The organism is Lysinibacillus sp. 10T31 (assembly GCF_056394365.1).
In genome coordinates, this window is record NZ_JBFTHS010000023.1 from 13,425 (window position 1) to 37,340 (window position 23,916).

General features: G+C 36.6%; 23 protein-coding genes. 16 read left to right on the forward strand and 7 right to left on the reverse strand.

Annotated features, from left to right (window positions below):
• Positions 1 to 284: 284 nt before the first annotated feature.
• Positions 285 to 2,228 (reverse strand): ABC transporter ATP-binding protein, encoded by a 1,944-nt coding sequence (locus AC1DCY_RS14730; RefSeq protein WP_477351370.1) that lies wholly within the window; start codon positions 2,226 to 2,228, stop codon positions 285 to 287.
• Positions 2,229 to 2,449: 221 nt separating this feature from the next.
• Here AC1DCY_RS14730 and AC1DCY_RS14735 point away from each other — a divergent pair, with 221 nt between their 5' ends.
• From AC1DCY_RS14735 to tatC, 3 genes are all read left to right on the forward strand, one after another.
• The gene (locus AC1DCY_RS14735) at positions 2,450 to 3,085 is read left to right on the forward strand and encodes a redox-sensing transcriptional repressor Rex (RefSeq protein WP_132364235.1); all 636 of its coding nucleotides are present in this window, start codon (positions 2,450 to 2,452) and stop codon (positions 3,083 to 3,085) included.
• Positions 3,086 to 3,238: 153 nt separating this feature from the next.
• Positions 3,239 to 3,424: a twin-arginine translocase TatA/TatE family subunit gene (locus tag AC1DCY_RS14740; protein ID WP_010857065.1), complete on the forward strand. Its 186-nt coding sequence runs from the start codon at positions 3,239 to 3,241 to the stop codon at positions 3,422 to 3,424.
• An 18-nt stretch (positions 3,425 to 3,442) separates the two neighbouring features.
• Positions 3,443 to 4,267 carry a twin-arginine translocase subunit TatC gene (gene tatC, locus AC1DCY_RS14745; RefSeq protein WP_477351258.1) on the forward strand — a complete coding sequence of 275 codons (825 nt, stop codon included), beginning with the start codon at positions 3,443 to 3,445 and terminating at the stop codon, positions 4,265 to 4,267.
• Between the two features lie 98 nt (positions 4,268 to 4,365).
• Here tatC and AC1DCY_RS14750 read toward each other — a convergent pair whose 3' ends face one another.
• Entirely contained in the window at positions 4,366 to 5,130 is a 765-nt protein-coding gene (locus AC1DCY_RS14750; RefSeq protein WP_477351260.1) for a lysostaphin resistance A-like protein, read from the reverse strand.
• A gap of 174 nt (positions 5,131 to 5,304) precedes the next feature.
• Between AC1DCY_RS14750 and groES the strand changes: the two genes are divergently transcribed.
• The 3 genes from groES (at position 5,305) to AC1DCY_RS14765 (ending at position 8,429) form a co-directional block, all read left to right on the forward strand.
• Positions 5,305 to 5,589 (forward strand): co-chaperone GroES, encoded by a 285-nt coding sequence (groES, locus tag AC1DCY_RS14755; RefSeq protein WP_049667833.1) that lies wholly within the window; start codon positions 5,305 to 5,307, stop codon positions 5,587 to 5,589.
• A 141-nt stretch (positions 5,590 to 5,730) separates the two neighbouring features.
• The gene (gene groL / locus AC1DCY_RS14760) at positions 5,731 to 7,362 is read left to right on the forward strand and encodes a chaperonin GroEL (protein WP_477351262.1); all 1,632 of its coding nucleotides are present in this window, start codon (positions 5,731 to 5,733) and stop codon (positions 7,360 to 7,362) included.
• Positions 7,363 to 7,892: 530 nt separating this feature from the next.
• On the forward strand, positions 7,893 to 8,429 hold the full coding sequence (locus AC1DCY_RS14765; protein ID WP_477351264.1) for a DUF6241 domain-containing protein: 537 nt from the start codon (positions 7,893 to 7,895) through the stop codon (positions 8,427 to 8,429).
• A 282-nt stretch (positions 8,430 to 8,711) separates the two neighbouring features.
• Here AC1DCY_RS14765 and AC1DCY_RS14770 read toward each other — a convergent pair whose 3' ends face one another.
• Together AC1DCY_RS14770 and AC1DCY_RS14775 are read right to left on the reverse strand one after the other, a co-directional pair.
• Complete coding sequence (locus AC1DCY_RS14770) at positions 8,712 to 8,837, reverse strand: hypothetical protein (RefSeq protein ID WP_477351265.1); 126 nt, start codon at positions 8,835 to 8,837, stop codon at positions 8,712 to 8,714.
• Positions 8,838 to 8,980: 143 nt separating this feature from the next.
• Positions 8,981 to 9,697, reverse strand: a complete 717-nt coding sequence (locus tag AC1DCY_RS14775; protein ID WP_477351267.1) for a hypothetical protein — start codon at positions 9,695 to 9,697, stop codon at positions 8,981 to 8,983.
• 301 nt (positions 9,698 to 9,998) lie between these two features.
• Here AC1DCY_RS14775 and AC1DCY_RS14780 point away from each other — a divergent pair, with 301 nt between their 5' ends.
• The 10 genes from AC1DCY_RS14780 to AC1DCY_RS14825 all read left to right on the forward strand — a co-directional run bounded on the left by AC1DCY_RS14780 (position 9,999) and on the right by AC1DCY_RS14825 (position 21,880).
• Complete coding sequence (locus tag AC1DCY_RS14780; RefSeq protein ID WP_477351269.1) at positions 9,999 to 10,343, forward strand: hypothetical protein; 345 nt, start codon at positions 9,999 to 10,001, stop codon at positions 10,341 to 10,343.
• Positions 10,344 to 10,573: 230 nt separating this feature from the next.
• Entirely contained in the window at positions 10,574 to 11,911 is a 1,338-nt protein-coding gene (locus tag AC1DCY_RS14785) for an AAA family ATPase (RefSeq protein ID WP_477351271.1), read from the forward strand.
• Complete coding sequence (locus AC1DCY_RS14790; RefSeq protein WP_477351273.1) at positions 11,904 to 12,635, forward strand: hypothetical protein; 732 nt, start codon at positions 11,904 to 11,906, stop codon at positions 12,633 to 12,635. The genes AC1DCY_RS14785 and AC1DCY_RS14790 overlap by 8 nt, the downstream gene beginning before the upstream one ends.
• A gap of 334 nt (positions 12,636 to 12,969) precedes the next feature.
• Positions 12,970 to 14,142, forward strand: coding sequence for a glycosyl hydrolase family 18 protein (locus tag AC1DCY_RS14795; RefSeq protein WP_477351372.1), 1,173 nt, complete (start codon positions 12,970 to 12,972; stop codon positions 14,140 to 14,142).
• 205 nt (positions 14,143 to 14,347) lie between these two features.
• Positions 14,348 to 16,573: a YcdB/YcdC domain-containing protein gene (locus AC1DCY_RS14800; protein ID WP_477351275.1), complete on the forward strand. Its 2,226-nt coding sequence runs from the start codon at positions 14,348 to 14,350 to the stop codon at positions 16,571 to 16,573.
• Positions 16,574 to 16,735: 162 nt separating this feature from the next.
• Positions 16,736 to 18,964, forward strand: a complete 2,229-nt coding sequence (locus AC1DCY_RS14805; RefSeq protein ID WP_477351277.1) for an S-layer homology domain-containing protein — start codon at positions 16,736 to 16,738, stop codon at positions 18,962 to 18,964.
• Between the two features lie 154 nt (positions 18,965 to 19,118).
• Positions 19,119 to 19,553, forward strand: a complete 435-nt coding sequence (locus tag AC1DCY_RS14810; RefSeq protein WP_477351279.1) for a MarR family winged helix-turn-helix transcriptional regulator — start codon at positions 19,119 to 19,121, stop codon at positions 19,551 to 19,553.
• Between the two features lie 50 nt (positions 19,554 to 19,603).
• The gene (locus AC1DCY_RS14815; protein WP_477351281.1) at positions 19,604 to 20,587 is read left to right on the forward strand and encodes a ring-cleaving dioxygenase; all 984 of its coding nucleotides are present in this window, start codon (positions 19,604 to 19,606) and stop codon (positions 20,585 to 20,587) included.
• 70 nt (positions 20,588 to 20,657) lie between these two features.
• Complete coding sequence (locus AC1DCY_RS14820; RefSeq protein WP_477351283.1) at positions 20,658 to 21,275, forward strand: nitroreductase family protein; 618 nt, start codon at positions 20,658 to 20,660, stop codon at positions 21,273 to 21,275.
• 62 nt (positions 21,276 to 21,337) lie between these two features.
• Positions 21,338 to 21,880 (forward strand): NADPH-dependent FMN reductase, encoded by a 543-nt coding sequence (locus AC1DCY_RS14825; RefSeq protein WP_477351285.1) that lies wholly within the window; start codon positions 21,338 to 21,340, stop codon positions 21,878 to 21,880.
• Between the two features lie 326 nt (positions 21,881 to 22,206).
• Here AC1DCY_RS14825 and AC1DCY_RS14830 read toward each other — a convergent pair whose 3' ends face one another.
• The 3 genes from AC1DCY_RS14830 to AC1DCY_RS14840 all read right to left on the reverse strand — a co-directional run bounded on the left by AC1DCY_RS14830 (position 22,207) and on the right by AC1DCY_RS14840 (position 23,871).
• Positions 22,207 to 22,803, reverse strand: a complete 597-nt coding sequence (locus tag AC1DCY_RS14830; RefSeq protein WP_477351289.1) for a biotin transporter BioY — start codon at positions 22,801 to 22,803, stop codon at positions 22,207 to 22,209.
• 400 nt (positions 22,804 to 23,203) lie between these two features.
• Entirely contained in the window at positions 23,204 to 23,518 is a 315-nt protein-coding gene (locus AC1DCY_RS14835; protein WP_477351291.1) for a DMT family transporter, read from the reverse strand.
• Positions 23,518 to 23,871, reverse strand: coding sequence for a DMT family transporter (locus AC1DCY_RS14840; protein ID WP_477351293.1), 354 nt, complete (start codon positions 23,869 to 23,871; stop codon positions 23,518 to 23,520). Before AC1DCY_RS14840 ends, AC1DCY_RS14835 begins: the two co-directional genes overlap by 1 nt.
• Positions 23,872 to 23,916 lie beyond the last annotated feature (45 nt).

Below are 23,916 nucleotides of genomic sequence, written 5' to 3' on the forward strand. Positions count from 1 at the left end.
TGCACAAAATGTTGATAACTTGTGTATAACTTGTGATTATTCAATATATAGTAGCCTGTTTTACACAAAATGATGTGAATAAAATATTTTTGAATTGTGGACAATGTGGAAAAGTCTGTTGATATGTTGGTATTACTAGATTGAAAGTGTGTATAAAGTTGTGGGCATTTTTTGTCGAAAAATAGCACTTGACCAATATATATGAAAAATCAACGCGAGTAAAGTAAAAAGCCATGCGACAAGGCACATGGCTTTACAATTTTTATCCCACCTCAAGAGGGATGTTATAAAATAATATTTTCAAGTTCTTCACTTAGCTCAAGCCATTCCATTTCGAATAACTCATGCTGTTCCTTAGCAGTTGATAATTCCTCTTGAAGCTGTGTAATTTTTTCGTGGTCTGTGAAAATCTCGGGATCGCAAAGAGCTTCTTCTAAACGAGCTATTACAAGATTTACTTGCTGCATTTTCCCTTCTAGTTCCTCAAGCGTGCGTCTAATTTGGCGCTCCCGTTTTTTAGCCTCTTTATCAATTTTAGAGGTAGAGATCTTCTCAGGTACATCAGCTTGTACTTGCGGTTGAGCGGCAGCCTTCAATTGTGCAATTTCTAATAGCTCTTGTTTCTTTTCAAGATAGTAATCATAGTCACCTAAGTACTCAAAGGAACCATCGCCGGATAGTTCGATTACTTTAGTAGCGATTCGATTGATGAAATATCGGTCATGCGATACAAATAAGAGCGTTCCAGGATAATCGATCAGTGCGTTTTCCAATATCTCTTTACTATCTAAGTCTAAGTGATTGGTAGGCTCATCGAGAATTAAGAAATTTGCCTTTTGCATCATCAACTTAGCTAATGCAAGTCTAGCCTTTTCTCCACCAGATAAAGAAGACACGATTTTATCTACATCATTTCCACCGAATAAGAAACGGCCAAGCACGGTGCGAATATCTTTTTCATTCATTAATGGCCATTCATCCCATAGCTCTTTTAGCACAGTTTTATTGCTCGATAGCTTTGCCTGCTCTTGATCATAATAACCAATTTGAACATTTGTACCATAGCGAATCCCTCCAGAGAGAGGTACTAAATCTTTGACGATGGTTTTTAATAAAGTTGATTTACCAACACCATTTGGTCCAACAAGTGCAATACGGTCTTCTCGGAAAGTACGTAATGTGATACCGCTTGATATTTTCTTATTACTATAACCTATAGCTAAGTCATCAACAGACAATACATCGTTACCACTTTGACGCTCAATTGTAAAACCGAAGCTTGCTGACTTTTCATCACCGTCAGGAGATTCCATCCATTCTGTTTTTTCAAGCATTTTACGACGACTTTGTGCCATTTTAGTAGTAGAAGCACGAGCAATGTTTTTTTGAATAAAATCCTCAAGCTTTGTCTTTTCATCTTGCTGACGTTCATAAAGCTTCAAATCACGCTCATAATTTTTCGCTTTTTCATCTAAATAGGCACTATAATTGCCTGTATATTTTGTGACGCGATGACGAGAGACTTCGTAGACAATGGACACAACCTGGTCTAAGAAGTAGCGGTCATGGGAAACAATTAGAATAGCCCCTTCATAGCTTTTTAAATATGATTCCAGCCAAGAGAGGGTTTCAATATCTAAATGGTTAGTTGGTTCATCGAGTATTAATAGGTCAGGTTTACTTAACAGAAGCTTAGCAAGCGCTAATCGAGTCCGTTGTCCTCCTGATAGTGAGCTAATTGGTTTTTCATAATCATTAGGATAAAACTGCATACCATGAAGCACAGAACGTGTATCCGATTCATATTGATAGCCGCCTGCATCCTTAAAATTATGCTGCAAATGATCGTATTCAGACATTATTTTTGCATATAAAGTAGGGTTTTCATAAACAGCTGGGTCGGCCATTTGTTGTTCTAATGATCGGATTGCTTGTTCTTGGGCAATAAGCGGCTCAAAAATTGTCATCATTTCATCCCAGATCGACAATGTTGAGTTTAATCCAGCATGTTGCTCTAAATACCCAATTTGTATACCTTTAGGGATAATAATATCGCCAGAGTCATATGACATTTGACCAGCAATTATTTTAAGTAAAGTAGACTTACCAGCACCGTTACGACCTACTAATGCAACGCGGTCACGATGTTGAACCTCTAATTTTACGCCACTTAAAATTTCATCTGCAAGGAAGGATTTAAATAGTTGATTGACCTGTAAAACAATCATTCTTGACACCTCAATTCCTCCTTAGTGTAATGGATGAGCGATTGGCTTGCAATGTCGATGCTTTACTTATTCCAAGCTGTCATGTAAGATTGAATCGATTTCTCTTTAGTTAGTGGCGTAAAAGCGCCATTAACTAAAGGGAAATCCTCCAGTGAATAATATAAATATAGAATTAAGCGTGTATCATAAATTGATTTGATACTCTATAAGGAGGAAAAAGTTTGAAACAAGAATTAAAAATTCCACAAGCCACTACGAAAAGACTTCCTCTTTACTATCGATTTATCCAAAACTTTGCACAAGAAGGCATGGAACGTATTTCGTCGAAGGAACTGAGTGAAGCGATGAAAATTGATTCTGCAACTATTCGTCGTGATTTTTCTTATTTTGGTGCGCTTGGGAAAAAGGGATATGGCTATGATGTTCAACATCTCTTGAAATTTTTTAGTCAAACGCTCGATCAACATGAAGCGACAAAAGTAGCGTTAATTGGTGTAGGGAATTTAGGTAGTGCTTTATTAAAATACAATTTCCAAAAAAATCATAATACCCATATCGTTGTGGCATTTGACTCAAAGGCCCCGAAGGAAGGGAAGATGATTAGCAATATTCCTGTTTTTCATCCTGATTTATTGGAAGAAAAATATGCTGAATATGGAGCGGAGCTTGCAATTTTAACAGTTTCACCACGCTCTGCACAGAAAATGGCTGATAGATTAGCGGTGATGAATGCAAAAGGAATTTTGAACTTTACGCCGGAGCGTATTACTGTACCAGATAAAATGCAACTTTTAACAATCGATTTGTCGGTAGAATTGCAGGCACTCATTTATTTAATTCGTAATCAGGAAGAGTGATAATTGTACATAATTTAAAGTATAGCTCACAGTTTCTGTCAAATAGAAGTATGAGGTAAAATGAGAGAGTGACGAAAAACTTTCACATATTATTAGTTAGCATAATGGCGAAATATGCGTTAAAATGATGGATATAAAGAGGAGGTGGCTTTAATGGGTGGTATTGGTCCTATGAGCCTCATTATTATCGGAATTGTCGCATTACTAATTTTTGGTCCTAAGAAGTTACCAGAGCTTGGTAAAGCATTTGGTTCAACATTACGTGAATTCAAAAATGCTACTAAAGGATTAGCCGACGAAGATGATGATGACAAGAAAAAGAAAGAATTAGATAAGTAAAGTTAGGATGTTTGTGGAATGAATCCAAGAGATCTAACTGTCATTGAGCATATAGAAGAATTAAGAAAACGGCTTTTCATTGTTGCCGTTTTCTTTGTTCTCGCTATGGCTGGCGGTTTTTTTGTTGCGAAGCCGCTTGTTAAATACCTTCAATCTACCGGAGCGAATTATAATATAGAGCTTCATGCATTTGATGTAGTAACACCACTTGCAATTTATATCCAAGTCGTTTTTTTAATAGCATTTATCCTATCTTCACCGGTATTGATGTATCAATTATGGGCTTTTATTAGTCCAGGATTAAGGGACGTAGAACGAAAAGCAACCTTAAGTTATATACCTTATTCGTTTATATTGTTTTTAGCAGGGCTATCTTTTTCATACTTTTTACTATTCCCTTACGTCATAAAGTTTATGATGAATTTATCAAATGAATTAGAAATTCAACAAACGATAGGAATACATGAGTATTTTTCGTTTTTATTTAAACTTACAATACCTTTTGGTTTCCTTTTCCAATTGCCGATTGTGGTCTTGTTCTTTTCACGTATTGGGATTCTATCGCCTGAGTTACTAATTCGTATTCGTAAGTACTCATACTTTGGTTTATTTGTATGTGCTGCTCTAATCGCACCACCTGAATTAGCTTCACACTTAATGGTTTCAGTACCGTTATTTATGCTTTATGAAATTAGCATTATGATTTCCCGTATTGGCTATAAGAAATACTTGAAATCAGAGGAAATGCGAATGAAGGAAGAACAAGAAGCTGAGCAAAAACGCCAGATCGAAGAGGCACTTGAACAACAGCGACGCCAAATCGAAGAATTGAATCAACAATAATAGAAGCTCGATGCATATTAGTAGCATCGAGCTTTTTCGTCGTAATATATATACTTACATTCAACTAAAAATCAGTGGGAAGAAAAACTCGCTGATTTTTATTGCATTTTTTCTAGTTGATCAAGAAACTTTTGCAATGGTTCTGCATACAATTGTACAAGTGTCACAAAACCATTCAGCATGATATGGGCGATAATAGATGTCCAAATGCGTTTTGTTTTGTGATATAAGAAGGCGAAAATCAATCCACAAATTGTATAAAGCAAGATATGAGAGAAGTCGAAATGAATAAGTGCAAAGAAAATGGCACTTACTATACCAGCTATCCAGAAATTAGTTGTTTGGACAAGCGATCCAAAAATAACACGGCGGAAGACGAACTCTTCTAATATTGGTCCAAATACGACAATTGCTAATATAGCAATAGGAGCGCCTTTTGCAATAGCTACAATATCAGCTGTGTTTTGCGACCCACCTTGGATACCGAATATAGCCATTTCGATAGCTGCGCCAATCATTTGGCCGATGAAAACTAAGAAGAAACCTATGATTCCCCACATAATTGATAGTGGTATAGTTTCTTTCTTTCCTTGATAAATATCCCAAAACGCTTTATCGCGAGATGTTAGGATTAAGCTTAGAATTAACGCAATGGCAAAGCTAAGAGCGATATACCAGCCTTGCGTAAGAGGAGCAGCCTGCTCACTAGGTAAACCGGTTGTACTCATAACCATCTTGTGAAACGGTTTTGCCAGCAATATACCTGATAGTTGCATGAGGATATAGATCAGTAAAACATAAAGGGCTGTTTTTTTATGTTTATTTATTTTTTGAGAATTGTTCACAGTCAAAATCCTTTCCATTCATTATGCTACCTTTCTATTGTAGAGGAATATGGAAAGAAAACAAAATTTTTCGAAGTTCTGACTTGCAAAAAAAAGTGTGATTGATTATCATAATAATTGTATTAGCACTCGACTAGATAGAGTGCTAATAAACTTTTAAACATATACTTAATTAATAGGAGGTTGTTTCACTTGTTAAGACCACTAGGAGATCGTATTGTAATCGAACTAATCGAGGTAGAAGAAAAATCTGCATTCGGTATTGTACTACCAGACTCTGCAAAAGAAAAACCGCAAGAAGGTAAAGTTGTAGCAGTTGGGACGGGTCGTATTTTAGAGAACGGACAACGTGTAGAGCTTGACGTAAAAGTTGACGACCGCATTATTTTCTCTAAATACTCTGGTACAGAAGTTAAATATGAAGGTAATGAATACCTAATTTTACGCGAAAGCGATATTCTTGCAATTATTGAATAAGTTAATAAGTTTATTAAAGTAAATGCCTCTAGTGATTGTCGAAGATGAACAAATAGATAGGTGACAATGACAGTTTGGCGAAATTTCTATAAATATATGATGAAGCTTAACGAATATTCCATTCCAGGAGGGTAAATTCAAATGGCAAAAGATATTAAATTCTCAGAAGACGCTCGTTCATTAATGCTACAAGGTGTAGATAAATTAGCAAACGCAGTAAAAATTACTCTAGGGCCTAAAGGTCGTAACGTAGTTTTAGAAAAAAAATTCGGTTCACCACTTATTACAAATGATGGTGTAACAATTGCAAAAGAAATCGAGCTAGAAAACCCATTCGAAAACATGGGTGCAAAATTAGTAGCAGAAGTTGCTTCTAAAACAAACGAAATCGCTGGTGACGGTACAACAACTGCAACAGTATTAGCTCAAGCAATTATTCGTGAAGGCTTGAAAAACGTAACAGCTGGTGCAAACCCTGTAGGCATTCGTAAAGGGATCGACAAAGCGGTTGCTGCAGCTCTAACGGAATTACACGCTATTTCTCGCCCAGTAAGCAACAAAGAGGAAATCGCGCAAGTAGCGTCAATCTCTGCTGCTGATGATGAAGTAGGGCAATTAATTGCAGAAGCAATGGAACGTGTGGGTAACGATGGTGTTATTACAATTGAAGAATCTAAAGGCTTCACAACTGAGCTTGATGTAGTTGAAGGTATGCAATTCGACCGTGGTTATGCATCACACTACATGGTAACAGATACAGATAAAATGGAAGCGGTATTAGATAACCCATACATTTTAATTACTGATAAAAAAATTACAAACATCCAAGAAGTATTACCATTATTAGAACAAGTGGTACAACAAGGTCGTCCACTATTAATCATCGCTGAAGATGTTGAAGGTGAAGCTATTGCAACACTTGTAGTGAACAAACTTCGTGGTACATTTAATGCTGTAGCGGTTAAAGCTCCAGGATTTGGCGACCGTCGTAAAGCAATGCTTGAAGATATCGCAATTTTAACAGGCGGTCAAGTAATTACAGAAGAATTAGGCTTAGACCTTAAAACAGCTGATATTACATCACTTGGTCGCACTGCGAAAGTTGTTGTTACAAAAGACAATACAACAATCGTAGAAGGTGTTGGCAGTGCAGATACTATCGAAGGCCGTATTGGTCAAATCCGTGCTCAGCTTGCTGAAACAACTTCAGAATTCGATAAAGAAAAATTACAAGAACGTCTTGCAAAATTAGCAGGCGGTGTAGCAGTAATCAAAGTTGGTGCTGCAACAGAAACAGAATTAAAAGAACGCAAACTACGCATTGAAGATGCACTTAACTCAACTCGTGCAGCAGTTGAAGAAGGTATCGTATCAGGTGGTGGTACGGCACTTCTTAACGTATATGCAGCAGTTGAAAAAGTTGCAGATGCAGAAGAAGGCGACGTAGCAACTGGTGTAAAAATTGTTCTACGTGCTTTAGAGGAGCCAGTTCGTCAAATCGCAAACAACGCTGGTCTTGAAGGCTCAATTATCGTGGATCGCCTAAAACGCGAAGAAATCGGTGTGGGCTTCAACGCTGCAACAGGCGAATGGGTAAACATGATTGAAGCGGGCGTAGTAGACCCAGCGAAAGTAACTCGCTCAGCTTTACAAAACGCAGCATCTGTCGCAGCTCTATTCTTAACAACAGAAGCAGTTGTAGCAGACATTCCAGAACCAGCATCAGCAATGCCAGATATGTCTGGTATGGGCGGCATGGGCGGAATGATGTAAGGGGTTTTTCCCTCTCATTGTGAGAAATAGTCACTGCTATTTTTCGCCCAATTTGTGAAGCAGTCATGTAAATAATTAATTTCAATAACAATAACCACTTCTCAGTAATAAGGGGAGTGGTTTTTTTGTTGCTTAAATTTGCATATCAAGATTTTTAGATGACAGGAAATTCAAGAATACAAGTAAAGCAAACATTCAAAATTACAATATGCTGTTAGGTAAATTCATTGATTATTGCTCTGAGAATCAAGTAGTAAATGTTGAAGATATTACTTACAATCATGTCCGACAACATTTACTCATTTAACGCTTTCAACTTTGAATGGGTATGTTGACCTGCTGTGAATAGTGTTCCGAGCAGATACCTGATGTGTTTATTGAACACGTCAGTTACATGTATGTAACAGTATTACATGCAGATAGACAGTACTCATTGAGCTTAATTATAATCATCTGTTATTATTAAACTAATTACATAAAATAAACCAAATTGCATAATTACATACAAATTATAAGTGAGGTTTGATAATATGCAGAGAAAAACAAAGTCGGCTATCGTTATCATTGCAGTATTAGCCATCATCGGTGGAGCTTATGCTTACACTCAATTCACAAATCAAATAGAAAAACCAACTCCCGAAAAAGAAAAAGCAACTGTTGAGCATGACGGAGTAACGCTTGAAGATAAAATTGTTACAAAAGAAGAATTGCTTTATCCTGATAATTTAATAGAACACAAAGTGAACGAAGCCATCCATAGCATGTCTCATCAAAAAGTTGAAGCTAAAGTAAAATGGGGGCATGAGCAAATCACACAAGCCAAAGTTGACCGATTGTTAGCTGTAGCCAAAATGAACGATTATAAATACAAAGAGCTTTATATTGAAATATTGGAGAGATGGTCGAAAGGTGATTTTTCTCATGCAATTGAAGATCACAACAAAATTTGGGAAATGCAAGGAGGCGACGAGTCAAGAAATTCAGGAAAAGCAACTCGTTTATTGACTGACGAGGAAGAACAAGCTTATATTGAACACAATTTAACATATGATTTATATGATAAATAGCGCTCAGTAATGACATTATTTTTTATTTGTTCGCTATTTACCAGTTTGTTATCATTAAATTAATTACTAAAATCCACCAATTACTAAGATACAAAAAATTATCGGTGGAGGTTTTATACACCGTCTGCTGTCCGCAAGGCGGTGTTTTTTGAGTCGATTAGATCAATTGTTATAAATATTAATTAAACAACTTCGCAATAAGCAGCAACAACTTTATAATGAAAGAAGTAGATAAATCACGAGAAGTTGTTATCGTTGATTGAATTTTGATATTACATAACTTTACAAATAAATTTGCTTCTTTGTCTTAACAACAGAAGCAGTTGTAGCAGACATTCCAGAAGCAGCTCCAGCAATGCCAGATATGTCTAGTATGGGCGGAATGATGTAATCTACGACTCCAGCCAAATAAAAATCACTTTCTCAAATTTGAGAAGTGATTTTTTTATGCTTTAGCGAATATATTTTTCGGTGAATTACTGATAAAATCCCCACAACAGCTAATAAAGATAACAAACCTGCTGGCAAAACTACGAAAAAGTAGCTTAGATTTATTCTTTTTGCTTCAGCCTAAAATCAGGAGAAATATAAGAGATAAGAGCATAATCCATTTCTTCTCCTGCTTGAGTTGATAATTGCACAAGCAAAGATTCTTCGGTATTTGTGGGATGTATAGCGCTTGTATTTATAGTAATCACTTGAACACCGGTTCTTCTTGGATTTCCAACAACGACAACCTGATTGCCCAACGTATAAACTGCTGTAATATCAGATTGGAACGCGACAATATATAAATCTAAATCCGTTTTATTTTGAAACATTGGAATCGTGAACCCCATATTTTGTTCAAAGTCGTACCATTCAGAAAGAGCAACATCGTAATTCGTAAATAGTCGATGCAGTGCATAATGAATTCTAGTTGGAACATAGCTCCACCGACCGATTGAGCTATGCCAATATTCTTCATAAGCGGGTCTCTTATAGCCAGGATTATTGACGATAACATCATAAGGAATAGTAGTGCCATTCTCTATCACCTGTGAAAGTGTAACAAATTTTGATGGGGGAGATAATTCTGGAAAAGGAGGATCGGCAATTGTTTGGGGTTTTATCGGCTCAAGGCTTTTTAAACGATTTTCTAGTCCTTTTATTTGTGCTTTAAGTCCATTAATTCTATTCAATTCTTTTGCATCGAAAGAAGATACAATGCTCAAATTAATTAATATTAGGCTAATCATACATAAAGTTATTTTTTTTACGTTACACATAGATCCACCTCTCTATATACTGTGCTCATTAAATGAAGGAATATGTAGGATGGCTGAAAATTTTATAGACATGTTTCCACTTCCTTAGTTTTTTTATCAGTTCAATATTAGTTTCTAATAAACAATAAAAAGGCAATCCATTAGTTCGTGTTTGAACTTCTGGATAGCCTTTCTTATAGTCTGTTATTTAGGACTTCCAAATATGGCAGGTGACAAATCTACATTCCTGGTAGGTTTAATCCAGGAAAGCCTGGTAAGCCAGGATATTGCCCGCCTGGAAATGGCATAGGACGTGGTGGGTATGGTTGTGGCGGATATGGCTGCGGAGGACGTGGTGGGTATGGTTGTGGCGGATATGGCTGCGGAGGGCGCGGTGGATATGGTTGTGGCGGATATGGCTGCGGAGGACGCGGTGGATATGGTTGTGGCGGATATGGCTGCGGAGGACGTGGTGGATATGGTTGTGGCGGATATGGCTGCGGAGGACGTGGTGGGTATGGTTGTGGCGGATATGGTTGCGGAGGGCGCGGTGGGTATGGTTGTGGCGGATATGGCTGCGGGGGGCGCGGTGGATATGGCTGCGAAGGTCGTGTCGGATACGGTGATGGGTTTAAAGATGGATATGGGCTACCAGAAGGCATGGTAGGGTGAAACGGAATGTTAACATCAAGATCTTCGGGATTTAATGGATTGACCAATGAAACACACCTTTCTTCGTTTTTTCTTTTCTAACATATGCCTACTATTATGATTGTCATAGGCATTAAACTATGTGAATGATCGCTACTTGTATAATTCGTTAAAGTAGAAAATGTTATAAAATATATCAAAATTAATTATAATAGAAAGAAATATCATTAAAGGATGTTTAAATAAATGACTATTATAAAAATCAAGAAAATAAAGGTACAAAATTTACGAAATGTACGTCATGGTGAAATTGTGTTAGCGGTAGATTTCGAGACGTTTTTTAAGCCCAATGTTGTAGGTTTATACGGACAAAACGGTTCTGGAAAAACAACTATTGTTGATGCATTTGGCTTGTTAAAGGCACTTATCTCTGGCTGGATTGCTGAAATTAAATTACCATCTCAGGAAAAGAAATTAATTATGGCAGGGGAGGATACGGCAAGTATTGAGTTCGAGTTTTTAGTAGAAAATCAATTTGGCACATTTTTTCTCAATTATTATGTAGAGTTACAAGAAGATGAAAATAGACTGTACACAACGGTTGAACGTATAGCATACAGAGAAAACGAGAAAGGGAAGCGTTCAAAGATTCTAATTAATGTTACAGAGGAAGACATACAACTACGTAAAGCAAATCTTTCTGATATGAATGAAAAAACGCGTATCCAATTATTAGTCATTCATCAATTATCTAAAAAACAATATATGTCCTTTGTCTTTCACAAAGATTTAAAGCCATTATTACAGGACAGGTTGTCAGAGCTAGAAATGCAATTGCTTCATAATTTAGCAATAGATTTTAATCGGGATTTACATGTCGTTAATAATCAAAATATCGCACCATTATTTGAAGAGCGCAGTATGCCCTTTAGTATCCATCTCGAAAAAACTCGTGGTTCTATCCCTTACAATTTGAAGGGCCCAGCGTTATTGCCAGAGGACGCATTTTACGTGTTATGTGAAGTAATAGAGCAAAGTAATCAAGTTTTATCAGCGATTATTCCAGGTCTGTCTATAAAGATTAATGTGCTTACAAAACAAACTATGGATAATGGGGAAAAAGGAATCCGTTTTGAATTTTTATCGCAGCGAGGGGAACGCGAATTACCACTACGGACAGAGTCAGAAGGAATTTTGAAAATTATTTCTGTACTTAGTGTGCTTATTGCAGTTTATAATAACCCAAATGCTTGTGTAGTGATTGATGAATTAGATTCTGGTGTTTTTGAATATTTATTAGGCGAGTTGTTAACAGTGATTGATGAGGGCGGAAAAGGTCAGCTTATTTTTACGTCGCATAATTTACGTGTGTTAGAGGTGCTAGCTATTAAAAACTTATGGTTTACGACAACGAATGAAGATCGTCGTTATATACAGCTAAAGGGTATTAAAGAGGTAAATAATGCTCGAGATGTTTATTTACGTGCAATTCAGTTGGGTGGACAGGATGATGAGGTTTATAAGGAAACGAAGACATTTAAAATTAAGCGTGCCTTTAGAAAAGCGGGTGTCCAGCGTGACTAAAAAGGTTCTTTTAATCATTGTAGAGGGGCAGACGGAGCAAATTGTTTTAGAGGATTTTCTAGATGAACATTTTGCAAATTCAACGATTCGCTTCGATGTACAACGGGAGGATATATTAACGAAATGGGATGCTAATAAACGGATACCTAATATTAAAAATAGTGTGACGCGAGTGATTCAAAACTATTTGGAAAAGTATAAGTTTTTAGCGAAGGATTTAACCGCTGTTGTTCATATTACTGATGCAGACGGTTGTTTTATTGCCCCTGAATTTGTCAAGGTGAAGGAAGATATTGAGCAAAATTTATACTATACAGAAGATGCAATATTGGTGAAATCTGAGAAGCGTAAGGAGCAAATCGAACAACGGAATGAAATGAAGGCGAATAATGCCAAAATCCTTGTGGCGAATGATCATTTTAGTATTCAGCGATTAAGAATACCGTATCAGCTATTTTATTTTTCTACAAACTTAGAGCATGTATTATGGAATGAGCGCAATGAAGTAGCAACGGAAAAGGTGCAAAAGGCTGATGAATTTATGGAAAGTTTATCGAGTTCCATAGAAGAATTTTTAAAAGAATTTCTTCCAGTTAATTCAGAGCTTCCGTATAAAGAAAAAATGAAAATGAGCTGGTCATTTTTAATGGAGGGCTGTAATTCGTTACAGCGCGGAACGAATGTACCATTATTATTTGAAATGATTAAATCAGATGTACAATAAAGTGAAACTTTAATCAATGTAGTGAAAAAAGAAGCGACAGCAATAACAAATATGGAGGAAGCTTGATGCTTGCCCGCAGAAAAAAGGGTCCATTCGCTAGAATAAGGATCTTTTTTTCGTTTCAGGGAATCCGTTCTTACTGAGCAATGGCATCTTTTCCTTTCTAAATTCATAAGCTTTATAGGTGTGATTTATCAAGCTAGAAGGAGGCACTGACATTCAAATACATGTTGTACGGGCAGGGGAGTCCTTATGGGGTATTGCGCAGGCATATGGGACAACAGTTCAAAGTATTGTAGATGGCAATCAAATTCCTGAACCAAATCGATTAGTTATAGGGCAAGCGCTTGTAATACCGATTGTCGGAAATTTCTATTATGTGCAGTCAGGAGATAGCCTATATTCAATTGGCCAACGCTTTGGCATAAATTATTTAACACTTGCTCAGGTGAACAATATTAGTCCGAGTCAACCTTTATCGATTGGTATGCGACTTTATATTCCACCTCAACCAAAAACAAGGGCTGAAACATTGGCATATTTAGAGCCGAAAGGGACATTCGTTAGTGAGGCATTACTGAGTCAAGCAAGAGAAGCAGGTCCATTTTTAACTTATCTTGCTCTATTTAGCTATGAGGCAAGGCGAGATGGAACGCTTAAGATACCTCCGAGTCAAGGTGTGGCACAAATTGCAAATGATACAGGTGCTTCTCTAGCGATGGTTGTCTCAAATTTGGAGAATTTTAGTTTTAGTGGTGATTTGGCGAGAGATATTTTTCAAAGTACAGCAGTACAGGATTTGCTCTTTAATAATATTCTTGAAGAGGCAAAGCGTTTAGGTACCGTAAAAGATATTCATTTTGATTTTGAGAATTTACCGGGCGATCAACGAGAAGCGTATAACAACTTTTTAAGGAGAGCTGTGAGTCGATTCCATCCACAGGGGTATACCGTATCGACAGCGCTAGCTCCAAAAACAAGTGCTAGTGAGCGAGGTCCGTGGACAGAGGGGCATGATTATAAAGCACATGGAGAAATAGTAGATTTTGTTATGTTAATGACTTATGAATGGGGGTATTCTGCAGGTCCGCCTATGGCAGTATCGCCACTTCCGGAGGTAGAAGCGGTTGTTAAATATGCGATAAGTGAGATACCTCGGAACAAAATTTTACTTGGACAGAATTTATATGGGTATAACTGGACATTGCCTTTTGTGCGAGGGGGCCCAAATGCAGAAGCAGTTAGTCCACAAAGAGCAATCGAGATTGCTAAGAAATATAATGCTGCTATTCAGTTTGATTTGAGATCTCAAGCACCATTCTTTGAATACTATGATGAGCAAGGTAAAGCACATGTGGTATGGTTCGAGGATGCAAGATCCATTCAAGCGAAGTTTGATTTAATCAAACGGTACAAACTCAGAGGAGTAGGCTATTGGAAGTTGGGTCTACCATTCCCTCAAAATTGGTTATTAATCGGGTCAAATTTTGATGTAGTAAAGAAATGAGAATCTGAAGGAGCAATCAAGCAATTTCGCATGGCGTAATTGACGCTGACGCTTCGCTTTCGCGCAGAAAAGATATGCGGAATGAAGATAAGATAGCTCTATGTCCATTCTATTTTTTAATAAAAATAAGTAATCCGAAAACACTATTTCTATTTATGGGAAATAATATTATAATTATGGTAAATGATAATTCAGGAGGGATATTTTGGGAAAGTTTAAAAAGTTAGGTATCATACTAACAACTACTGCATTTTCTGTTGGTGTACTTTCGCCAATGGCACAAGCTTCAGCAAATGTAAAAGAACCGCAAGAGAGAGTTGCAATTCAAATTGCTTCAACAGAAACAAAAGTAACGAAAAGTATGCTTATTAAGCAATTGAATACACTATTCCCAGGCAAGTTCAATTTTGTAACAGAGAAAGATTTCTCGATGGGGCAAGGGCATTACTTTAATGATGATAAAACAGTGCGCTATGATTTAAGTTTCCATAAGGTAATAAATAATAAAGATGTCTATGGTGGTTTTACTTTTAAAGGCGAAGATTTAGAATTAGAAAATTTCTACTATCAACCTGCTAATATAGCGGATGCATTGTACCCAGTGAAGTATTCCGAGGGCGATGCAAAGAAAATTGCCCAAGACTTCCTAAAGAAATTGCCGAACACTGCGAATTACAAACTTCGTGAAGACAATATCAATGGTAATTTTAATTTTAGTAGACCTTTATCTGAACCAATTACGTATTCATTCTCTTATTCACCTACACACAATGGTGTGCCACTTAGTAATCAGTTTGTTGATATTACAGTTCTAGCAAATGGTGAAGTTACAAGTATGTATCGTAATACTGAGTCAACTAGTAAGGCTACATTTGATAGCTTAGATCAGAAAAAGAAAGAGTCAGACATCCTCGCACAGGTTCGCGAAAATGTGTCAATAGATTTACGTTATATGCTTGACTATAACTACCAAACAGGTGAATCTATTGCTAAGCTTGTGTATACGCCCCCAACAAGCTTCAGTGGTGTGAATGCATTAAATGGGCAGTGGCAAACAATGAATGGTTTCACTTCTCAAGTACCAAAGGCTAAAGGTGTAGAAAACCTAGCATCGCAGCCACTAGAACCTAGAAAGAAGGGCATTACATTAGCAGAAGTTGAAGAGTTAGCTAAGTCATTTTTAAAAGTTGATTCTGATAAAATAAAGCTACAACTTAATTCGGTTGATGAAAGAGAAAACGAAAATGGTGAGACAATTTATTCAGTGAATTATATGTATGAATCTGGAAACCGTGGCTATGGCTCGTCATTTGAAGTGAATAAGGCAACAGGTGAGATTATCAACTACTGGGATTTACGTAGTGAGTTCGTGGAGACAGATAATAAAGTAGAACCAATTTCAAAAGACGCAGCGTTAGCAAAAGCGATAGACTACTTAAAAGAGTGGGTTCCGTCATATATTCATAACTATTCAAAACCAGTAGAAGATACAGTATACGACAAACAAGGCAAACAATATTACTTCTCCTTCCCACGTATTGTTAATGGCATTGCCGTAGTAGGGGATGAAATTTCTGTTGGTATTAGTGCAGATGGGAAATTAAATTCTTTAAATGTTAATAATCGAAAAGTTGATAATTGGCCGTCTGTAAACAAAGCTATTCCTGCTGATAAAGCAAAAGCAACGTTCAGTAAAGGGTTAAAATTGGAGCTACAGTATGCAAAACAAGATGGAGAGGATAATCACCACTATGATTTAGTATACTCTCCAGTTTATAATGGAAGCTTGTTCAATAGTATTGATGCAACAACTGGTGAATGGCTTCAAAAAGAGGATGATTCTAAAGATAAACCAGCTATCTCACATCAAACAGCTGGTGGAGAATTAACTTATTTATTACGCCAAAATGTGTTAGAGGTTAAAGACCCAGCACACTTTAATGCTGATACAGCTGTAACAAGAGGAGAAGCTTTGAAAATTTTAGTTAAATCCTTATCATACGGATATGATTACGGTCCGTATGGAAGAGATGACGATAAGCAATCCTTTAATAATATTGACAAAAAGCATCCATTATATGGAGTCGTTGAACAAGCTGTAAGAATGGGCGTTTTACAACCAGCGAATCAATTTGCAGTAGATACAACATTGACTCGTCAAGAGCTTGCAGAATGGTTAGTACGTGCACTAAATTTAGAAAGTGCTGCTAAGCATAGTGACATTTACAAATTAAACTTTGCTGATGCAAGCTCAATTGACAAAGCGTACGCAGGTTATATTGCTTTGGCAAGTGCAAAGGGACTAATTGATGCAAAGCAAAATAAATTCAATGCTACAGAGAAAGTGACGTATGCAGATTTGGCTATATCTACAATTCGTCTAGCAAAGGCTATTAATGAGGAAAACAGTGGCCGCCATTACTATTATTAAACGATAATTTGTATATGAAAGGGTATCTCCTGATTTTAGGGGATGCCCTTTTCTCTATTGTCCATTCTATTTTCTAATAAAAATAAGTAATCTGAAAACATCATTTCCATTTCTGGTAATATGTATTATAATTATGGTAAATGATAAATTAGGAGGGATATTTTGGGAAAGTTTAAAAAATTAGGTATTATACTGACATCTACTGCATTTTCTGTTGGTGTACTTTCGCCAATGGCACAGGCTTCAGCAAATGTAAAAGAACCGCAAGAGAGAGTTGCAATTCAAGTTGCTTCAACAGAAACAAAAGTAACGAAAAATATGCTTATTAAGCAATTGAATACATTATTCCCAGGCAAGTTTAATTTTGTAACAGAGAAAGATTTCACAATGGGACAAGGGCATTACTATAATGATGATAAAACAGAGCGCTATGATTTAAATTTCCAAAAGAAAATAAATGGAAAATACACTTATGGTAGTTTTACTTTTAAAGGCGAAAATTTAGAATTAGAAAATTTCTACTACCAACCTGCAAATATAGCGGATGCATTGTACCCAGTAAAGTATTCAGAGGTGGAGGCAAAGAAAATTGCCCAAGACTTCCTAAAGAAATTGCCGAATACTGCGAATTACAAACTTCGTGAAGACAGTATTTTTGGTGATTTTGGTTCAAGTTTTAGTAGACCTTTAACTGAACCAATTACGTATTCATACACTTATTCACCAACACATAATGGTGTACTAATTAGTGATGAGTCTATCAATATTGCAGTTCTAGCGAATGGTGAAGTTACAAATATGTATCGTAATACCGAGTCAACTAGTAAGGCAACATTTGATAACTTAGAACAGAAAAAGAATGAGTCAGATATACTTGCACAAGTTCGCGAAAATTTGTCAGTAGATTTACGTTATATGGCTGACTATAACTACCAAACAGGTGAATCTATTGCTAAGCTTGTGTATATGCCGTCAACAGGCTTCAATGGTGTACATGCAATAAATGGGCAGTGGCAAACAATGAATGGTTTCACTTCTGAAGTACCAAAGGCAAAAGGTGTAGAAAAACTTGCATCGCAACCGCTTGCGCCTAGAAAGAAGGATATTACAGTAGCAGAAGTTGAAGAGTTAGCTAAATCTTTCTTAAAAGTTGATTCAGACAAAGTAAAGCTACAAATTGAATCGGTTAATGAAAGTGAAAACGAAAATGGCGAGACAATTTACGATGTGAATTATATGTATTATTATGGAAATAGTGGTTCGGGCACATCATTTGAAGTGAACAAGGCAACAGGTGAGATTACAAACTACTGGGATATTCGTAGAGATTTCGAGGAGACAGTTAATAAAGTAGAACCAATTTCAAAAGATGCTGCATTAGCAAAAGCGATCGACTACTTAAAAGAGTGGGCTCCGTCATATATTCATAACTATTCAAAACCAATAGAAGATACAGCATATAACAAATACAGCAAACAGTATTACTTCTCCTTCCCACGTATTGTCAATGGCATTGCCGTAGTAGGGGATGAAATTTCTGTTGGTATCAGTGCAGATGGGAAATTAAATGCTTTACATGTTAATAATCGTAAGATTGATAATTGGCCGTCTGTAAACAAAGCTATTCCTGCTGATAAAGCAAAAGCAACGATCAGTGAGGGATTAAAATTGGAGCTCCAGTATGCAAAACAGGATGGTGAGGATAATCATCACTATGATTTAGTATACTCTCCAGTTTATAATGGAAGCTTGTTCAATAATATTGATGCAACAACTGGTGAATGGCTTCAAAAAGTTGATGATTCTAAAGAAAAACCAGCCATTTCACATCCAACAGCTGGAGGAGAATTAACTTATTTACTACGCCAAAACGTGTTAGAGGTTAAAGACCCTGCACACTTTAATGCTGATACAGCTGTAACAAAGGGAGAAGCTTTAAAAATCTTAGTTAAATCATTATCATACGGATATGATTTCGATCCAAATGGAAGAGACAACGATAAGCAATCCTTTAATAATATTGACAAAAAACATCCATTATACAAAGTCGTTGAACAAGCTGTGAGAATGGGTATTTTACAACCGGCAGATCAATTTGCAGCAGATAAAACATTGACTCGACAAGAGCTTGCAGAATGGTTAGTACGTGTACTAAATTTAGAAAGTGTTGCTAAGCATAGTGACATTTACAAATTAAACTTTACTGATGCAAGCTCAATTGATCCAGCGTACGCAGGTTATGTTGCTTTAGCGAGTGCAATGGGGCTAATTGATGGACAGCAAAATAAATTCAATGCTACTGAAAAAGTGACATATGCAGATTTGGCTGTATCTACAGTTCGTCTAGCAAAGGCTGCCTATGAACAAAACAATGACCGCCGTTACTATTAATTAATAATTTATAAATGAGAGGGCATCTCCTAAAGAGGGATGCCCTTTTTGTGATATCGGTAAAGCAAAAGGATTGCTGTTTAGGAGTTTATATGTTATTATTATCTCGAATTAAAGATAAATGAATTCGAAGTAAATGAAAAGAGGGAATCGTATGAAGGAAAACAATCGTAATTTAAAAGCTTTTACGGTATTGTTCCGAGCATATCAAACGATTCAAGATGCAACAAAGAGAGATTTACTTCAATACGATTTAAATCAAACCGAATTTTCGGTACTTGAGTTTTTATATCACCATGGTGAGCAACCAATCCAAGTGATTGGAAAGAAGATTTTAATCGCAAGTAGTAGCATTACGTATGTTATTGATAAGCTCGAACAAAAAGGTTTTGTGTATCGACATGCTTGCCCGAAGGATCGTCGTGTCACATATGTTTTATTAACATGTGAAGGACAAACGTTGATGGAAGAAATATTTCCGAAGCATGAACAAAAAATTAACGAGATTTTTGAAGTATTAGATCAACAGGAGTTGGACACAATGACTCTGTCTCTGAAAAAGGTTGGTTTGAATGCAGTTAATAAATAAAAAATTTTACGTATATATCTCGAAATCGAGATAAATAGGAGGGACATAAAATGAATCATTTAAAAGGAATTCACCACGTTACTGCTATTACAAGTAGTGCGGAAGAGAATTATAAATTTTTTACTTATGTATTAGGGATGCGATTAGTGAAAAAAACGGTTAATCAGGATGATATCCAAACATACCATTTATTCTTTGCAGATGATAAAGGTAGCGCTGGAACTGATATGACATTTTTCGATTTCCCAAACATTCCAAAAGGTGTGCATGGGACAAATGAAATTTCCAAAACGTCATTTCGCGTGCCAACAGATGCGGCATTGGACTATTGGGTAAAACGTTTCGATCGATTGAGTGTGAAACATACAGGTATTAAAGAGCAGTTTGGCAAGAAAACTTTATCATTCGTCGATTTTGACGATCAGCAATATCAACTAATTTCTGATGAAAACAATACAGGTGTTGCATCAGGCACTCCATGGCAAGATGGACCGATTCCTCTTGAATATGCAATTACAGGCCTAGGTCCGGTTTTTGTAAGAGTTGCTAATTTTAAATATTTCAAAGAGATGCTAGAAAAAGTGATGCTCTTTACAGAAATTGCTGAAGAAGGGGATTTCCATCTGTTTGAGGTTGGTGAAGGTGGAAACGGTGCACAAATCGTTGTAGAACTTAACACAGTTTTACCAGTAGCTCGTCAAGGCTTCGGTACAGTACATCATGCTGCATTCCGCGTAGAGGATCGAGCTGTACTAAATGAATGGACTGAACGCTTTGAAAGCTTTGGCTTCCATACTTCAGGGTACGTAAATCGTCACTTCTTTGAATCACTTTATGCACGAGTAGCACCACAAATTTTATTTGAGCTAGCTACTGATGGCCCAGGATTTATGGGGGATGAGCCTTATGAAACTTTAGGTGAAAAATTGTCGCTGCCACCATTTTTAGAGCCAAAGCGTGCACAAATTGAAGAGCTTGTGCGCCCAATTGATACTGTAAGAAGTGCGATTACGTTCGATAAAGAATTTGAGTAATACTTTTTATTCCAATCAGAGAACATAAGCTTCTACTGATTGGAAATTACATACTCTTGGGGGTTAGTAGATGGAATTTGCAAAGCTAATAGATAAGCGCCGATCAGCAAATAATTTTATAGAGGGCATCAAGATGAGTGAAGAAGATATACGTCCCATTTTGGAGGATGTTAAGCTTGCTCCATCCGCTTTTAATTTACAACATGCCGATTATATCGTTGTTATAGATGAAGAAAAAAAAGAAAAAGTAAGAGAAGCTGCATACGGGCAATATAAAGTGCACTCAGCTTCAGCGGTTATACTTGTTTTAGGAGATAAAGAAGCCTATAAAAATACTGCTAACCTTAATCAAGGGATGGTAGACTTAGGCATTATTAATGCTTGTGAATTAGAAAATATCGTTAATGAAAACGCTAAATTTTATGAAGAGCGTGGCGAGGAATTTATGAAGGAAGAAGCCATTCGTAACGCTTCACTTTCAGCTATGTTATTTATGCTAGCAGCCAAAAATCGCGGATGGGATACATGTCCAATGATCGGCTTTGATCAGCAACAAATGAGAGCTCTTTTTAATGTCCCAGAAACACATGAAATTGCACTAATGATTACAATAGGTAAGGAAAAAGAAGATAGTCGCCGTTTACGTGGATATCGTAAACCAGTTGAGGAATTTGCAACCTATTACTAGGGCAGTATAAAATAAAACTGTTAACAAATAATAAAATGAATGCACATTTAGGAGGAAACAACGTGAAAGTAGTAGCAATCGTAGGTAGTATCCGTAAAGAATCTTATAATATGCAATTAGCGAAATTTGTTCAAAAGCGTTATGCAGAGAAAATTGATCTTGAAATATTAAGTTTAAAAGATTTACCAATGTATAATCAAGATATCGAAAATGAAGCACCTCAAACAGTATTAGATTTTAAAGCAAAAGTAAAAGCGGCAGATGCAGTATTATGGTTAACACCAGAATATAATGGTACAGTGCCAGGTGTTATGGTTAACGCCATCGATTGGTTATCTCGCGTTGATAAAGTAATGATTGGCAAGCCATCATTCATGATGGGGGCGTCAATGGGGAACTTAGGTACTGTTAAAGCACAATTACATTTACGAGATATTTTATTCTCACCTGGAGTAAATTCACCATTACTTAGTGGTAATGACGTTTATATTGGAGCAGTACACACTAAATTTGATACAGAAGGCAATTTAACAGATGAAGGTACTCTCAAATTCCTAGATGTAGTTATTGATAACTTCTTAAACTGGATGAAAAAATACATTTAAAAATAAAAAAATGGGATCATCACCGAAACGTGTGGTTGATTTCCGTTCCGACTGGGCGCTTTCCTGGGGGCGTTCGATAAGCCGCTTCGCTTCGCTGCAGGGTCTCGGGCCGACACGATGTTGGTCACGAAGGCGTTATCACAGGATGTGATGATTTTAGCCTTCGTTCCTCTATCGCTGATCCCCGAGGAGTCGCCCAGTCTCCACTACAATCAACTATTTGCATAGTAAACGTTTTAACAAAAGTCATCCACAACTTTTAGTGATGAACCAAAAACTGTCCAATTAAGTATGCTATATACTTTTGGACAGTTTTTTTTATCTCTTTATTTAATTGGAATTATTTTCAAAATCTTTTGGAGACGGTATGCAAAAATACCCGCGAATATAGCTAGAATAATATCCTTTGGCAAAGGAGGCATCATCCAAAGCCATGCTACCTTATAAGTGAAAGCATCAGGAGCACTAGCCCATAGCTTATAGGCAAAGTACATCCAATTTGTCCCTAGTAAGTAATTAATAGCTGTTGCAACTAATGCAGCGACTACATAGCTTTTCTTCGATCCAATACGTTCTACAATAAGTCCCGCGACAAATGCAGCTAATATGAAAGAAACAATGAAACCAAAAGTAGGGCTTAAAATTTGTCCAAAGCCTCCGTTGAAACGAGCAAATACAGGTGCACCTGCTAAACCTATGCACATATAAACCGTACAAGCGAGTGCCCCTTTTCTACTTCCAAGAATAAGTCCTGCTAAAATAGCAAAAAATGTTTGCAATGTGATAGGTACGCCACCAACAACCATGAAAGGTACAATGGACGTGATATTAGCTCCTATCATCATCAATGTTGAAAATAATCCAATGTATGCAAGATCGACTGTTCTTAATTTATGATGTGTGTGTTCCGCAACTGTTGTCATTATTTCACCCCTAAAAAGTAATGTTGATAATAATAGTGTAAAAAAATAAGCATTTTGTGTCAACTACATAAAAATAAATAGTTAACACAAAATGCTTACCCTGTTTAATCTGATAACTAATTGTTAGTTATAGACTATCGATTAAAATATAAGATAGAAACGTCATAATTAAAAACAGTGGTGTGATATCTTATATGATGTGACCCTTAAAAAGGGAAGTCGATGCAAAGCCGACGCTGTCTCGAAATGTAACGAGGAGTTCTATGATGACTTAGCCATCGTTCTGAAACACTCCTAAAGAAAGCGCCCAGTCGGAACGGAGATCAACCTCTCACTTTGCCAAAAAGCCATACTAGGCATTAGCACTCACTCACAATACTTTGAATTAAAATAGAATAAATTAAGATACTGCTTTTAGTCCTGCCACACCAATGATAATGGCGATGATACTAATAATTCGAGTCAGGTTTTTAGATTCACCGAAGTATATAATATTCACGAGAACAGCACCAACTGTACCAATACCAACCCAAACGACATAGGCGATGCTTAACTGTAAATAGTTAAAGGATGCATATAATAGCACAAAGGACAACCCAAAGCCGCCTAGATATATTAATAAATTTCGTATATTTTTTTCCTGACTATAAAAGCGTAAACCTACAACACCGACAATTTCTGAAATTGCAGCTAATAAAACAAGCATCCAACCCATTATGCATTAGCTCCTTTCTCTTCAACATGATCTTTTGAAGGGTTATCAGCTAAATTAAGACCAATAACACCCAGTACTAAAATAAACATGAAAATTCCTTTAATAGCATTAAACTCACCGTCAAAAATAAAAATGTCCATTAACGTAGTACCAATTGTACCGACCCCAGCAAAAGTCGCGTAAACCGTTCCTGTAGGTAGGTTTTCACAAGCCTTCGATAAGAAGTGGAAATCCAATGCAATTAGGGACACAATAATAGCCCAATGCCACCAGGAATCGGCAATATTAAAACCAAATATCCAAAACAATTCAAACAAACTAGTTAATCCAACATAAATCCAATCTTTTTGCATAGTTAAATTCCTTTCTATTATAATGACTGACATTCAGTCATTTTT